The 13,695-nt window shown below is 55.1% G+C and carries 13 protein-coding genes and 5 tRNA genes; 9 read left to right on the forward strand and 9 right to left on the reverse strand.

The genetic code is table 11. The annotated features are described in order from the left end of the window. Nucleotides 1-31 precede the first annotated feature (31 nt). The 7 genes from HP459_RS01460 to pnuC all read left to right on the forward strand — a co-directional run bounded on the left by HP459_RS01460 (nt 32) and on the right by pnuC (nt 2,629). Nucleotides 32-107 (forward strand) — tRNA-Lys (locus HP459_RS01460). Nucleotides 108-134: 27 nt separating this feature from the next. After that, nucleotides 135-210: transfer RNA gene (locus HP459_RS01465), tRNA-Val, on the forward strand. A 3-nt stretch (nt 211-213) separates the two neighbouring features. Further along, nucleotides 214-289, forward strand: a tRNA-Lys gene (locus tag HP459_RS01470). Nucleotides 290-330: 41 nt separating this feature from the next. Next, a tRNA-Lys gene (locus tag HP459_RS01475) sits at nt 331-406 on the forward strand. A 31-nt stretch (nt 407-437) separates the two neighbouring features. After that, nucleotides 438-513 (forward strand) — tRNA-Lys (locus HP459_RS01480). Nucleotides 514-843: 330 nt separating this feature from the next. Beyond that, entirely contained in the window at nt 844-1,887 is a 1,044-nt protein-coding gene (nadA, locus tag HP459_RS01485; RefSeq protein WP_023299618.1) for a quinolinate synthase NadA, read from the forward strand. Nucleotides 1,888-1,909: 22 nt separating this feature from the next. After that, nucleotides 1,910-2,629, forward strand: a complete 720-nt coding sequence (gene pnuC, locus HP459_RS01490) for a nicotinamide riboside transporter PnuC (protein WP_022647475.1) — start codon at nt 1,910-1,912, stop codon at nt 2,627-2,629. Here the strand turns inward: pnuC and zitB are convergent. Continuing rightward, complete coding sequence (zitB, locus tag HP459_RS01495) at nt 2,626-3,564, reverse strand: CDF family zinc transporter ZitB (RefSeq protein ID WP_171935841.1); 939 nt, start codon at nt 3,562-3,564, stop codon at nt 2,626-2,628. The two genes, pnuC and zitB, sit on opposite strands and share 4 nt — an antisense overlap. A gap of 99 nt (nt 3,565-3,663) precedes the next feature. Further along, complete coding sequence (locus HP459_RS01500; RefSeq protein WP_022647477.1) at nt 3,664-4,023, reverse strand: protein YbgS; 360 nt, start codon at nt 4,021-4,023, stop codon at nt 3,664-3,666. A 304-nt stretch (nt 4,024-4,327) separates the two neighbouring features. On the opposite strand from HP459_RS01500, the gene aroG reads away from it, so the two are divergent. Continuing rightward, nucleotides 4,328-5,380, forward strand: a complete 1,053-nt coding sequence (gene aroG / locus HP459_RS01505; RefSeq protein WP_022647478.1) for a 3-deoxy-7-phosphoheptulonate synthase AroG — start codon at nt 4,328-4,330, stop codon at nt 5,378-5,380. A 60-nt stretch (nt 5,381-5,440) separates the two neighbouring features. Here aroG and gpmA read toward each other — a convergent pair whose 3' ends face one another. From gpmA to modE, 7 genes are all read right to left on the reverse strand, one after another. Continuing rightward, nucleotides 5,441-6,193 carry a 2,3-diphosphoglycerate-dependent phosphoglycerate mutase gene (gene gpmA, locus HP459_RS01510; RefSeq protein WP_003858562.1) on the reverse strand — a complete coding sequence of 251 codons (753 nt, stop codon included), beginning with the start codon at nt 6,191-6,193 and terminating at the stop codon, nt 5,441-5,443. A 273-nt stretch (nt 6,194-6,466) separates the two neighbouring features. Beyond that, on the reverse strand, nt 6,467-7,510 hold the full coding sequence (gene galM / locus HP459_RS01515) for a galactose-1-epimerase (RefSeq protein ID WP_126490583.1): 1,044 nt from the start codon (nt 7,508-7,510) through the stop codon (nt 6,467-6,469). Beyond that, entirely contained in the window at nt 7,504-8,652 is a 1,149-nt protein-coding gene (gene galK, locus HP459_RS01520) for a galactokinase (RefSeq protein ID WP_171935842.1), read from the reverse strand. The genes galM and galK overlap by 7 nt, the downstream gene beginning before the upstream one ends. A 2-nt stretch (nt 8,653-8,654) precedes the next feature. Next, a complete protein-coding gene (gene galT / locus HP459_RS01525) occupies nt 8,655-9,701 on the reverse strand; it encodes a galactose-1-phosphate uridylyltransferase (protein WP_063147998.1) in 1,047 nt (348 codons plus the stop codon). A gap of 9 nt (nt 9,702-9,710) precedes the next feature. Further along, on the reverse strand, nt 9,711-10,727 hold the full coding sequence (gene galE / locus HP459_RS01530; RefSeq protein WP_022647482.1) for a UDP-glucose 4-epimerase GalE: 1,017 nt from the start codon (nt 10,725-10,727) through the stop codon (nt 9,711-9,713). A 201-nt stretch (nt 10,728-10,928) separates the two neighbouring features. Continuing rightward, on the reverse strand, nt 10,929-12,401 hold the full coding sequence (gene modF, locus HP459_RS01535) for a molybdate ABC transporter ATP-binding protein ModF (RefSeq protein WP_058677410.1): 1,473 nt from the start codon (nt 12,399-12,401) through the stop codon (nt 10,929-10,931). Between the two features lie 67 nt (nt 12,402-12,468). Continuing rightward, entirely contained in the window at nt 12,469-13,257 is a 789-nt protein-coding gene (gene modE / locus HP459_RS01540; RefSeq protein WP_022647484.1) for a molybdenum-dependent transcriptional regulator, read from the reverse strand. A 127-nt stretch (nt 13,258-13,384) separates the two neighbouring features. Between modE and HP459_RS01545 the strand changes: the two genes are divergently transcribed. After that, nucleotides 13,385-13,537, forward strand: a complete 153-nt coding sequence (locus tag HP459_RS01545) for an AcrZ family multidrug efflux pump-associated protein (RefSeq protein WP_003858549.1) — start codon at nt 13,385-13,387, stop codon at nt 13,535-13,537. Nucleotides 13,538-13,695: the final 158 nt, after the last annotated feature.

Below are 13,695 nucleotides of genomic sequence, written 5' to 3' on the forward strand. Positions count from 1 at the left end.
ATATCAAACAACGTGAAAGCAGCGCAAAAGTGGGTCGTTAGCTCAGTTGGTAGAGCAGTTGACTTTTAATCAATTGGTCGCAGGTTCGAATCCTGCACGACCCACCACTTAAAGCAGTTCCGGCAGTACAGAGTGGGTGATTAGCTCAGTTGGTAGAGCATCTCCTTTACACGGAGGGGGTCGGCGGTTCGAGCCCGTCATCACCCACCACTCGGGTCGTTAGCTCAGTTGGTAGAGCAGTTGACTTTTAATCAATTGGTCGCAGGTTCGAATCCTGCACGACCCACCAATTTTATTGGTTCCGAGTGATAATTCAGGCAACACCCGAATGGGTCGTTAGCTCAGTTGGTAGAGCAGTTGACTTTTAATCAATTGGTCGCAGGTTCGAATCCTGCACGACCCACCAGCCTGAATAGATTTGAAGTACATCCCGCAAGGGGTCGTTAGCTCAGTTGGTAGAGCAGTTGACTTTTAATCAATTGGTCGCAGGTTCGAATCCTGCACGACCCACCAATTTTAATGTCTTACTCAGATATTACACGTGAAGGATAACGTTGCTTTAGCAACGGCCCGAAGGGCGAGGCGAAGCCGAGTCATCCTGCACGGCCCACCAGTGTAGAAAGGCGCCCTAAAGGCGCCTTTTTGCTATCTGTCTTTCGCCAGTACCTTGTTGGTCGGGTAAGGCGAAGCCACCAGCCGACAAATGCTACCGGCATCAATTCCCGATGACATTCCCCCTCAAATTCGCTATCTTGTTTAGTATATAAAACACCATTGCCTCATTTTTGTTAGCTCATGCAAAACAAAGGCAATATTGTTAAGCCAGTAAAACGAGAAGCCATAATGAGTGTGATGTTTGATCCCGAAACCGCAATCTATCCCTTCCCGCCGAAGCCAGCTCCGCTAAGCCGGGATGAGAAGCAGTTCTATCGTGAAAAAATCAAGCGCCTCCTTAAAGAGCGTGATGCGGTGATGGTGGCGCATTACTACACCGACCCGGAAATTCAGCAGCTGGCGGAAGAGACGGGTGGCTGTATCTCAGACTCCCTGGAGATGGCGCGTTTCGGTGCTAAGCATTCAGCCTCCACGCTGCTGGTCGCGGGGGTTCGTTTTATGGGTGAAACGGCAAAAATCCTCAACCCGGAAAAAACGATTCTGATGCCTACGCTGAATGCCGAATGTTCTCTTGACCTCGGTTGCCCGATTGATGAGTTCACCGCCTTCTGTGATGCCCACCCTGACCGTACCGTGGTGGTCTATGCCAATACGTCTGCGGCGGTGAAAGCCCGGGCAGACTGGGTAGTAACGTCCAGTATTGCCGTTGAGCTGATTGAACATCTGGACAGCCTGGGGGAGAAAATCATCTGGGCGCCCGATCGTCACCTGGGAAACTACGTACAAAAACAGACCGGTGCGGATGTACTGTGCTGGCAGGGCGCCTGTATCGTTCACGACGAGTTTAAGACCCAGGCACTGACCAGGATGAAACGCTTATACCCGCAGGCCGCAATTCTGGTGCATCCGGAGTCGCCGCAGTCGATTGTTGAGATGGCGGACGCAGTCGGCTCAACCAGCCAGTTGATAAACGCGGCAAAAACCCTGCCGCACAAGCAGCTCATCGTGGCGACCGATCGCGGTATCTTCTATAAAATGCAGCAGGCCGTACCAGAAAAAGAGCTGCTCGAAGCGCCAACCGCCGGAGAAGGGGCGACCTGTCGAAGCTGCGCGCACTGCCCGTGGATGGCGATGAATGGACTTAAGGCGATAGCGGAGGGGCTGGAGATCGGTGGCGCAGCGCATGAGATCCACGTAGACGCCGCCCTGCGCGAAGGCGCGTTAATTCCGCTTAACCGTATGCTGGATTTTGCGGCTACACTACGTACTTAACTTATTACGCCCCGGAGAAAAAATGGATTTTTTTAGCACACAGAACATCCTGGTTCATATCCCGATTGGTGCGGGCGGCTATGACCTGTCGTGGATTGAAGCGGTAGGTACGCTGGCCGGTTTACTCTGTATCTGGCTGGCCAGCCTTGAGAAGATCAGTAACTATGCGTTCGGGCTGATAAACGTCACGCTGTTTGCGATCATCTTCTTCCAGATCCAGCTCTACGCCAGCCTGCTTCTGCAGCTGTTCTTCTTCGCGGCCAATATCTATGGCTGGTACGCCTGGTCGCGGCAAAACAGTCAGCAGGAGGCGGAGCTGCAAATCCGCTGGCTGCCGTTGCCAAAAGCCATTGCCTGGCTCGCGGCCTGCGTGGTGGCAATCGGCTTTATGACCGTCTTTATTGACCCGGTATTTGCCTTCCTGACGCGCGTGGCGGTCTCGGTCATGTCGGGTCTGGGATTAAACGTGACGATGCCTGAGCTTCAGCCTGATGCCTTCCCGTTCTGGGATTCCTGCATGATGGTGCTGTCGATTGCCGCAATGATCCTGATGACCCGTAAATACGTTGAAAACTGGCTGCTGTGGGTGGTCATCAACGTGATTAGCGTGGTGATTTTTGCCCGTCAGGGCGTTTATGCCATGTCGCTGGAGTATATGCTGCTGACCGTCATTGCCCTGAACGGTAGCCGCATGTGGATCAACAGCGCGCGTGAGCGTGGCTCTCGTGCGCTTTCCCGCTAATGGTGATGCTCGTGTGAGTGGCCGGACTGCGCCTCGTTCAGGTGACAGTCTGGCCCGTTACAGGGCTGATACTCCATCTGGATGGTGGAGTGCGCAATTTCGTAGTGATGCTCAAGGAAGTGCCGAATACGTTCAAGCAACGCATCGTGATCGTGGGGCGGAATAACCTGAACGTGCAGCGTCATAAGCGGTTTCTCACCCACCAGCCAGACGTGAACGTGGTGAACGTTAAGGACTTCAGGAATGGAACGACACAGATTGCGTTTTAGCTCGCCAATATCCAGCGACGTGGGAGCGCCTTCCAGCAGTTCATTCACGCTCTCTTTCAACAGCCGCCAGGCACTGCGTAATACAAGGCACGATACCAGCACCGAAAGAATCGGGTCGATGGGGGTCCAGCCCGTACCCATAATGATCAGCGCGGCGACGATGGCACCTACGGAACCCAGCAGATCGCCCAGCACGTGAAGCGCCGCGGCCCGTACGTTCAGATTTTTTTCGCTGCTGCCGCGGTGCAATATCCAGAATGCCAGAATATTGGCGACCAACCCGGCAATAGCAATCACCATCATCGTCGTTCCGGCTACCGGTTGTGGATGACGAAAGCGCTGAAACGCCTCCCAGACGATAAGAATGGTAATAACCACCAGTGCAATCGCATTCACGAACGCAGCAAGTGTGGTCAGTCTGAGCCAGCCAAAGGTGTGGCGGGCATTGGGAGGGCGACGGGCAAACTGCACGGCCAGCAGAGCAAACAGGAGCGCGGCAGCGTCGGTCAGCATATGCCCGGCATCGGCCAGCAGCGCCAGCGATCCGGAGATCAGTCCGCCTGTCACCTCAATAATCATAAAGGTGGCAGTGACGCCAAAAGCCAGCAGAAGCCGTTTGGCATTTTCATCGCCAGTGGAGTGGGAATGGGAGTGGGAGTGCGCCATGGTATCGTTCCTGATTTATTATTATTTTTAGTGTAGCGTTTTTAAGAGCTTAAATAAAAAAGGAGAGCATTCGCTCTCCCTCTTTTACCTTACGGAAGGTTACTGGGTAGTACCGTCCGTTTTGGTATTGGCATCGCTGCCCACTTTGTCATTCGGGTCCGGGCATTTCCCGTCTTTACACATTGAGTTTTTGTGAACTTCGTCAGTGCTCATACCGTCATGGTTCATCGTGCCGGTATTCGTACCGCCGGTGTTGGTATTGCCCGTGTTGATATTACTGTTATCAACATTATTTGGCGCGATATTCTGTTTTGCATCCGGCGCAACCTGGCCCGCTTCGGCAGCGGCATTCGCGTCGCCGTTGCTGCCGGAGGAGCCTGTATCGGCTGCCAGTACGCTACCGCTTGCCAGGGTAAGGGTTGCCGTCAGGAAAAGCGTAGTCAGTTTCGTCATTTTCATCATGGTGCTCCTGTTCTTATCGTTACGCTGGATAACATTCTCCAACAGTGCATCTTGTTCAGTGGTGAAAGATCCCAGATTCCTGAATTATGTCAGGATGGAATCGCGTATAAGTATTTAAAAACAGTCGTTACAAGTAAAAAGCTTAGGCGAGATCTCATTTTTCGCTATTTTGTTGCGTATTTTAGGCGAATTCCAGGAATTATCTGCGCGAAGTGTAAAAGCCCGTTTACACTTCGTGACCGACAAGTTAGATTGAAAGCATTGCTTTCATTACTAAAGATATGGCAGAGCCGGAAAGAAGATGAATTATCAGAACGACGATTTACGCATTAAAGAGATCAATGAGTTATTACCTCCCGTAGCGCTCCTTGAAAAATTCCCCGCCACCGAAAATGCCGCCAACACGGTGTCTCATGCCCGCAAGGCGATCCACAAGATCCTGAAAGGTAGCGACGATCGTCTTCTGGTGGTCATCGGACCGTGCTCCATTCACGATCCTGCTGCGGCCAAAGAGTACGCGTCACGTCTGCTCACCCTGCGCGAAGAGCTGAAGGGCGAACTGGAAATTGTGATGCGCGTTTATTTCGAAAAACCGCGTACCACCGTGGGCTGGAAAGGGTTGATCAACGATCCGCACATGGACAACAGTTTCCAGATCAACGACGGCCTGCGTATTGCGCGTAAGCTGCTGCTGGAGATTAACGACAGCGGGCTGCCTGCAGCCGGAGAATTCCTCGATATGATCACCCCGCAGTATCTGGCTGACCTGATGAGCTGGGGCGCTATTGGTGCGCGTACGACTGAATCGCAGGTTCACCGTGAGCTGGCGTCTGGCCTGTCATGCCCGGTGGGTTTCAAAAACGGCACTGATGGCACCATCAAAGTCGCTATTGATGCCATCAATGCGGCTGGCGCGCCGCACTGCTTCCTGTCGGTGACTAAGTGGGGCCACTCGGCTATCGTGAATACCAGCGGTAATGGCGATTGCCATATCATTCTGCGCGGCGGTAAAGAGCCTAACTACAGCGCAAAACACGTGGCGGAAGTGAAGGCGGGTCTGGAGAAAGCGGGACTGGCGCCGCAGATCATGATCGATTTCAGCCATGCGAACTCAAGCAAACAGTTCAAAAAGCAGATGGAAGTTGGTGCAGACGTTTGTCAGCAAATCGCCAACGGTGAACGCGCAGTGATTGGGGTGATGATTGAGAGCCATCTGGTGGAAGGCAATCAGAACCTGGAGGGCAGCGAGCCGCTGGTCTACGGTAAGAGCGTGACGGATGCCTGCATTGGCTGGGATGATACCGATGCGATCCTGCGTCAGCTGGCGGATGCGGTAAAAGCGCGTCGCGGTTAAGTTTATCGCGGGCAATAAAAAAGCGTGGATTGCTCCACGCTTTTTTTATGTCCGGCGAAATTACTTCGCTTTACCCTGGTTCGCCACGGCCGCCGCTTTTGCAGCGATTTCGTCGGCGTTACCCAGGTAGTAATGTTTAACTGGCTTGAAGTTTTCGTCGAACTCGTACACCAGCGGCACGCCGGTAGGGATGTTCAGCTCGAGGATTTCATCTTCACCCATGTTGTCCAGGTATTTCACCAGCGCACGCAGGGAGTTACCGTGAGCAGCGATAATGACGCGCTCGCCGCTTTTCAGGCGTGGCAGAATGGTTTCGTTCCAGTAAGGCACAACGCGGTCGATGGTCAGCGCCAGGCTTTCGGTCTGCGGCAGTTCAGCCTCAGTCAGCTTCGCGTAACGCGGATCGTGGCCCGGGTAGCGCTCGTCATCTTTGCTCAGCTCTGGAGGCGTGACCGCAAAACCACGACGCCACTGCTTAACCTGCTCGTCACCGTATTTTTCTGCGGTTTCTGCTTTGTTCAGACCTTGCAGCGCACCGTAGTGACGCTCGTTCAGTTTCCAGGATTTCTCAACCGGCAGCCAGGCCTGATCCAGCTCGTCCAGAATGTTCCACAGGGTATGGATGGCACGTTTCAGCACAGAGGTGTAAGCAAAGTCAAAGGTGAAGCCTTCTTCTTTCAGCAGTTTACCTGCCGCTTTTGCTTCGCTCACGCCTTTCTCGGACAGATCAACGTCATACCAACCGGTGAAGCGGTTTTCGTTGTTCCACTGGCTTTCGCCGTGGCGCACCAGGACAAGCTTAGTATTAGCCATTTCTTACTCCTCAAGCATTTTGAATGATAACAATTCTCATTATATTGCCGTGACTGTGCCAGCAGCAACGCTTAACCCTAACCATAGCGAAAATAGTTCGAGAGTGTAAGATGCATGTGAATCCAGGGTTATGATTTTGTCTGCGATCGCCGCTATTTTCAGCAAGCTGAGCGGAAAAAAGCCCTCGCGGTGAGGGCCAGGCTTTTTGCCGGATGGCGTTTCGCTTATCCGGCCTACATTCGTAGGCCCGTGCACGCGTAGCGCCGCCGGACATTATGCGCGCGGAATGAAATGATACTCTGTGACGCTTACGTACTCTTCACCCGGACGCAGCACGCAGTCCGGCTGCGGCCATTCAGTATGGTTAGGACTGTCCGGCAGGAACTCGCTCTCCAGCGCCAGACCTTGCCAGGCGGCGTAGTCGTTATGTTCACGCGCCGTGGTCCCCTCCAGGTAATTACCGGAGTAGAACTGCAGGGCAGGGGCGGTGGTGTAGACCGTCATCTGTAACTTCTCATCCGCAGACCAGACCTGTGCGGCAGGTTGAGAAAGATCGCCTTTCGCCTGCAACAGGAAAGCGTGGTCGTAGCCTTTCACCTTGCGCTGATCGTCATCACTGAGGAAATCCTGGGCGATGGTTTTCGGCTGACGGAAATCAAAGCTATTACCGCTTACCGGTTTCAGCCCCTGATAAGGGATCCCCATCTCATCGACCGGCAGATACGCGTCCGCCAGGATCTGGAGTTTGTGGCTGCGGACATCGGTCTGATTGCCGTCAAGGTTGAAATAGGCGTGGTTAGTCAGGTTGACCGGGCACGGCTTGTCGACGGTCGCGCGGTACTCAATGGCGATACGATTATCTTCGGTCAGGGTAAAGCGCGCGGTTGCGGTGAGATTGCCCGGGAAGCCCTGGTCTCCGTCGAGGGAGTCCAGAGAGAACCAGACCTCACCGTCATTTTGCTGCACAATCTTCCAGCGACGTTTATCAAACCCTTCCGGGCCGCCGTGCAGCTGATTTTCACCCTGGCTGGCAAGCAGGGAATAGGTTACGCCGTCCAGCGTAAACCGGCTTCTGGCGATGCGGTTGGCGTAGCGGCCTATGGATGCGCCCAGAAAAGCGGTCTGCTCGATATACTGCTCGGGCGATGCGCAGCCGAGCAGGGTTTCGCGCACGCTGCCGTCAGGCATTGGTACGCGGGCAGAAAGTAACGTTGCGCCCCAGTCCATCAGCGTAACCACCATCCCGGCGCTGTTGCGCAGGGTCAACAGGCGATACGGCAGACCATCCGGTGCGAGAGTAGGTGTTTCGTTTAGCACTGTCCGGCTCCTTGTGATGCTTTGCAGACATAGAAAGTCTCTTTGATGCCCGTTTTGGCTTCGTACTGTTTAGCCACCGCGTCCTGAATGGTAGGGACCAGCTCTTCCGGCACCAGGGCGACGACACAGCCGCCAAATCCACCCCCGGTCATACGCACGCCGCCTTTGTCGCCAATCGTGGCTTTCACAATTTCAACCAGGGTGTCGATTTGTGGCACGGTGATTTCGAAATCGTCGCGCATGGAGGCATGCGATTCGGCCATCAGCTCGCCCATCCGTTTCAGGTCACCTTTCGCCAGCGCGGAGGCGGCTTCTACGGTACGGGCATTTTCCGTCAGCACGTGACGCACGCGCTTCGTGACAACCGGATCCAGTTCGTGGGCAACCTTGTTAAATTCGTCAAGTGAGACATCACGCAGGGCTGGCTGCTGGAAGAAGCGCGCGCCGGTTTCACACTGCTCGCGGCGGGTGTTGTACTCGCTCCCCACCAGGGTGCGTTTGAAGTTGCTGTTGATGATCACCACAGCCGCACCTTTTGGCAGTGGAACCGCTTTGGTCCCGAGGGAGCGGCAGTCAATCAGCAAAGCATGTTCTTTCTTGCCCAGCGCGGAAATCAGCTGATCCATAATGCCGCAGTTGCAGCCCACGAACTGGTTTTCCGCTTCCTGACCGTTGAGGGCGATCTGCGCCCCGTCCAGCGGCAGATGATAAAGCTGCTGGAACACGGTGCCGACCGCCACTTCCAGCGATGCGGAAGAGCTTAATCCCGCCCCTTGCGGCACGTTGCCGCTGATCACCAGATCGGCCCCGCCGAAATTCTTGTTACGCTTCAGAAGATGCTTCACCACGCCGCGAACATAGTTCGACCACTGCTGGCTGTCGTGGGTCACGATCGGCGCATCAAGGGAAAATTCGTCAATTTCGTTGCCGTAATCCGCGGCGATCACTCGCACGTTACGATCTGAACGTTTCGTGCAGGCGATCACCGTCTGGTAGTCGATGGCACACGGCAGGACAAAACCGTCGTTATAGTCGGTGTGCTCGCCGATCAGATTAACGCGGCCTGGCGCCTGGATAATATGGGTGGCAGGGTAGCCAAATTTTTCAGCAAACAGGGATTGTGTTTTATCTTTCAGACTCATTTTTAAACTCCTGATTCGCGGTAATGGACGTCGCTAACGGCACGCAGGCGTTCTGCCGCCTGTTCCGCCGTCAGGTCGCGCTGGGTTTCCGCCAGCATTTCATAGCCCACCATGAATTTACGTACCGTCGCAGAACGCAGCAGCGGCGGATAGAAGTGTGCATGTAACTGCCAGTGTTGATTCTCTTCGCCGTTAAACGGCGCACCGTGCCAGCCCATGGAGTAGGGGAAGGAACACTGGAACAGGTTGTCGTAGCGGCTGGTCAATTTTTTCAGCGCCAGGGCAAGGTCGTCTCGCTGGGCGTCGCTGAGGTCCGTAATACGCTGAACATGGGCCTTTGGCAGCAGCAGCGTTTCAAACGGCCACGCCGCCCAGTAAGGGACTACCGCAAGCCAGTGCTCGGTTTCCACCACAGTGCGGCTGCCGTCCGCCAGTTCACGCTGGGTGTAATCCACCAGCATCGGCGAACCGTTCTGGGCGAAATAGGCTTTTTGCAGCCGGTCTTCACGTTCGGCTTCGTTCGGCAGGAAGCTGTTCGCCCAGATCTGGCCGTGCGGATGCGGGTTAGAGCAGCCCATCGCCGCGCCTTTATTTTCAAATACCTGCACCCACGGATAGGTCTGGCCCAGCTCCGCCGTTTGCGCCTGCCAGGTGCTGACCACCTCTTTCAGCGCCTCAACGCTCAGCTCCGGCAGCGTTTTGCTGTGATCGGGAGAGAAGCAGATCACGCGGCTGGTGCCGCGGGCGCTTTCGCAGCGCATCAGCGGGTCATGGCTTTCCGGCGCGTCCGGCGTGTCGGTCATCAGCGCCGCAAAATCGTTAGTGAAAACGAAGGTGCCTTTGTAGTTCGGGTTTGTATCGCCCGTCACGCGCGTGTTGCCCGGACAGAGGAAGCAGTCCGGATCGTGCTGTGGCAGCGACTGTTTGGCAGGCGTCTCTTGCGCCCCCTGCCAGGGGCGCTTGGCGCGATGCGGTGAAACTAAAATCCATTGCCCGCTGAGCGGGTTAAAACGACGATGCGGGTGATCGACGGGATTGAATTGCGTCATGACAAATCCTTAATCCGGATAACCCTGCGGATGGCGTGACTGCCAGTGCCAGGTATCCTGTGCCATTTCATCAAGCGTGCGGGTAACACGCCAGTTAAGCTCTTTATCCGCTTTGGTGGCATCGGCCCAGTAAGCCGGGAGGTCGCCATCACGACGCGGCGCGAAGTGATACTTCACTGGCTTGCCGCAGGCTTTACTGAAGGCATTCACCACATCCAGCACGCTGCTGCCGACGCCGGCGCCGAGGTTGTAAATATGCACGCCCGGTTTATCCGCCAGCTGCTGCATCGCCGCCACGTGGCCGTCGGCCAGATCCATCACGTGAATGTAATCGCGCACGCCGGTGCCGTCTTCGGTGGGATAATCGTTACCAAAAATCGCCAGGGAGTCGCGACGCCCTACGGCAACCTGCGCGATATACGGCATCAGGTTATTTGGAATGCCCTGCGGATCTTCACCCATGTCGCCTGACGGATGCGCGCCAACCGGGTTGAAGTAGCGCAGCAGCGCGATGCTCCACTCAGGCTGGGCTTTTTGCAGGTCGGTCAGGATCTGCTCTACCATCAGCTTGCTTTTGCCATACGGGCTTTGCGGCGTACCGGTCGGGAAGCTTTCAACGTAAGGAATTTTTGGCTGATCGCCGTAGACGGTCGCGGAAGAGCTGAAGATAAAGTTTTTCACGTTTGCCGCACGCATGGCGGAGATCAGACGCAGGGTACCGTTGACGTTGTTGTCGTAGTACTCAAGCGGTTTTGCTACCGATTCGCCCACCGCTTTCAGGCCCGCGAAGTGGATAACGGTTTCAATCGCGTGATCGTGAAGGATTTCAGTCATCAATGCTTCATTGCGGATATCGCCTTCCACGAAAGTCGGCTGTTTACCCGCAAGGCGTTCAATGACCGGCAGCACGCTGCGCTTACTGTTGCACAGGTTATCAAGAATGACGACATCGTGGCCGCTTTGCAGAAGTTGTACGCAGGTATGACTTCCTATGTAACCGCTACCACCTGTTACCAGAACTCGCATATTTCGCTCCATTAGGCTTATGGTATGAATTAACCATAGCATATCAGAGACGCGAAAAGTGTGACATGGGATAAAATAGTGGTATCGTTTACACTGGTTTTCACAGGCGCTTTTTCACAGACTGAGTGCATTGTAGATCAAAGAGATAGAGATGTATTGTTGCAGGTTGTCTGAAAAGCGGAGGGCAGCGCCCTCCACGCGTTAATCGATTTTGCTCAGCAGGTAGCGGTAATGCTCGCCGTCAGACACAAATTCCAGCCGATGGGTGATGCAGGATGGGGCATCCTCAGCATGGTGGGAGACAAACAGCAACTGGGTTTCACCTTCGCTAATCAGGACATCCACAAAGCGGCGGATCAGCTGACGGTTGAGGGGATCCAGCCCCTGCAACGGTTCATCAAGAATCAACAGCGTAGGATGCTTAACCAGCGCGCGGACGATCAATGCCAGCCGCTGCTGCCCCCACGACAGGCTGTGGAATGGCGCATCGGCTACCCGGTTGTCCATACCCAGAATATCCAGCCACTGCTGCGCCAGCTTGTGCTGCTTGTCGGATACCGCCTGATAAATACCAATGGAATCGAAGAAGCCAGAGAGGATCACGTTTCGCACCGTAGTGCTCACCCGGTAGTCCAGATGCAGGCTGCTGCTGACATAACCGATATGCTTTTTGATATCCCAGATGGTTTCCCCGCTGCCGCGGCGGCGGCCGAAGAGGGTCAAATCGTTGCTGTAACCCTGCGGGTGATCGCCAGTGATCAGGCTTAGCAGCGTGGATTTACCCGCCCCGTTGGGGCCGACGATCTGCCAGTGCTCACCAGGATTAACCGTCCAGCTGAGATGATTAAGAATAGGGCGATCGTCGTAAGCAACCACCCCATCGCGCAGCACAATGCGCGGCTGGTCAGGATCCAGCCCGTGGCGTGCCGAAGGGGCATCCGGCTCCGGCAGCGCAATACCGTCCAGTTTCTCGCTGTGGGCCAGCTGTGCAATTAGCGCCTGCCGGAGCAGTACGGCTTTCTCGCCGGTTTCGGTCAGGCTACAGTCCGCCAGCACGCCCGCGTAATGTACGAAATCCGGGATCTCATCAAAGCGGTTAAGGACCAGCACAAGGGTGTATCCCTGCTGGTTAAGCGACGCCAGCAACGCTGCCAGCTGCGCGCGGGACTGCACATCCAGTCCGTCAAACGGTTCATCCAGAATCAGGAGTTCCGGCTCGCTCATCAGCGCCTGGCACAGCAGCGTTTTGCGCGTCTCGCCGGTAGAGAGATATTTAAAGCGGCGGTTAAGCAGGGCGGTAATGCCAAATTGCTCCGCCAGCTGCTGACAGCGGGCAGGATCTTTTATCTCATCCTGGATAATGTCCGCCGTCGTGCGGCCGGTATCTTCTTCGCCGGGGCTGAGCAAATCGGTATTGTTACGCTGCCACTCATCGCTGACCAGCTTTTGCAGCTGTTCAAAGGAAAGGCGCGTAAGCCGGGTAAAGGTGCACTGACGCTCACCCTTCAGCTGGGTTAATTCGCCTGCCAGAGCGCGGGCCAGCGCGGATTTTCCGCTGCCATTCGTGCCCACAAACGCCCAGCTTTCTCCGGCGCGAAGGGTTAACTCTGGCAGCGATAAGGTACGGGTATCGCTAAGACGAAACGTGCCTTGCGAAATATGCAATGATGACATGTGTTATCCCATTTTTTGCAGCAACAGATGTCAGGGATACTCAGTGTTGGTGGGGTTGTCAATGCGCTTAGCACAATGTGGCGATAATTACCCGGTCTGCATTGAAATATGCGGTCACCACAGCACCTTCATCTAATTCGGTCGCGTCGTTCACCGGAACGGTGGCGCAGAGCGACTGCCCATCCGGCAGGGTCATCAGCACTTCACACTGTTCTGCGCCGCGCTCGATGTGGCTGATACGCCCGCGTAGCTGGTTGTCGGCCTCGGCGGCCTGCTCAGGGTTAAGCGTGATGCTGATCCAGGGCGCTTTGAGTAATACCAGCACTTCCTGACCTTCGTTCAGCCCGAGGCGTTGACCGCTTTGCGCGGTGATGGCGGCTTTCAGGCGCGTTGTGCCGTCCGCGAGCAGGATCTCAATATGCTCCTGCACCTGCGAATGATCGCGCCCCGTCACCGTACCAAACCATTGGTTGCGGGCGCTGGTCTGCAAAGAGAAACGGGAGATGGCGCCCAGCAGGCTGTCCAGCGGCAGGTTGTCGTCATCGCTCAGCACATCAAATGCTTTTTGCTGGATCTGCGCCAGTAAGTCATAGAGCTGGATCAGGCGTTGCCCGTAACGCGTCAACACGGCGCCGCCGCCGCCTTTTCCGCCGGTGGCGCGCTCTACCAGCGTTTGTTCGCTCAGGGTGTTCATGTCGTTAATCGCATCCCAGGCGCTTTTATAGCTGATGCCGGCGTTTTTGGCTCCCTGGCTAATCGAGCCAGTTTGTTCTATTTGTTTTAACAGGGCGATGCGTCGCGGATCGGCGAAAAGCTTCTGCTGAAGTCGTAGGGTGAGGAGAATTTCGGCCTGCATAACAATGTCCCGGCAAAAAGGTTATTGTGACCCAAATGTCCGGGTGCGGAAAGCGCACCGCACAAAAGGGGATGTTTTTCTTACTTTTCAGGGTAGAATAAGCCGTTCACAAGATCTGGAGAAAACCATGTTAGAGTTGTTGAAAAGTCTGGTATTCGCGGTAATCATGGTGCCAGTAGTGATGGCTATCATCCTCGGTGCCATCTACGGCCTGGGTGAAGTGTTCAACGTCTTTTCGAACATTGGTCATCGTCGTGACCAGCCTAAAAAGCAGCAATGATTTCCTCCAAAACGCCCGGCCAGCCCGGGCGTTTTGCTCTCAAGTTTATTCCTCTCCCGCCGATATCTTTTACAACGTTCCTTGAGTTTACGCATTAATGGGTACGATTTAGCGCTAGGAACGCCTGCGATAGGTCGTTATATTTGTTTGTATATAAC

The sequence above is a fragment of the Enterobacter sp. CM29 genome (assembly GCF_013179605.1).
Classification (GTDB): domain Bacteria; phylum Pseudomonadota; class Gammaproteobacteria; order Enterobacterales; family Enterobacteriaceae; genus Enterobacter; species Enterobacter intestinihominis.

Excerpts from the sequence above, each read along its gene's own strand:
- nadA (WP_023299618.1), top strand. The coding sequence starts at position 844 with ATGAGTGTGATGTTTGATCCCGAAACCGCAATCTATCCCTTCCCGCCG.
- pnuC (WP_022647475.1), top strand. The coding sequence starts at position 1,910 with ATGGATTTTTTTAGCACACAGAACATCCTGGTTCATATCCCGATTGGT.
- zitB (WP_171935841.1), bottom strand. The coding sequence starts at position 3,564 with ATGGCGCACTCCCACTCCCATTCCCACTCCACTGGCGATGAAAATGCC.
- HP459_RS01500 (WP_022647477.1), bottom strand. The coding sequence starts at position 4,023 with ATGAAAATGACGAAACTGACTACGCTTTTCCTGACGGCAACCCTTACC.
- aroG (WP_022647478.1), top strand. The coding sequence starts at position 4,328 with ATGAATTATCAGAACGACGATTTACGCATTAAAGAGATCAATGAGTTA.
- gpmA (WP_003858562.1), bottom strand. The coding sequence starts at position 6,193 with ATGGCTAATACTAAGCTTGTCCTGGTGCGCCACGGCGAAAGCCAGTGG.
- galK (WP_171935842.1), bottom strand. The coding sequence starts at position 8,652 with ATGAGTCTGAAAGATAAAACACAATCCCTGTTTGCTGAAAAATTTGGC.
- galT (WP_063147998.1), bottom strand. The coding sequence starts at position 9,701 with ATGACGCAATTCAATCCCGTCGATCACCCGCATCGTCGTTTTAACCCG.
- galE (WP_022647482.1), bottom strand. The coding sequence starts at position 10,727 with ATGCGAGTTCTGGTAACAGGTGGTAGCGGTTACATAGGAAGTCATACC.
- modF (WP_058677410.1), bottom strand. The coding sequence starts at position 12,401 with ATGTCATCATTGCATATTTCGCAAGGCACGTTTCGTCTTAGCGATACC.
- modE (WP_022647484.1), bottom strand. The coding sequence starts at position 13,257 with ATGCAGGCCGAAATTCTCCTCACCCTACGACTTCAGCAGAAGCTTTTC.
- HP459_RS01545 (WP_003858549.1), top strand. The coding sequence starts at position 13,385 with ATGTTAGAGTTGTTGAAAAGTCTGGTATTCGCGGTAATCATGGTGCCA.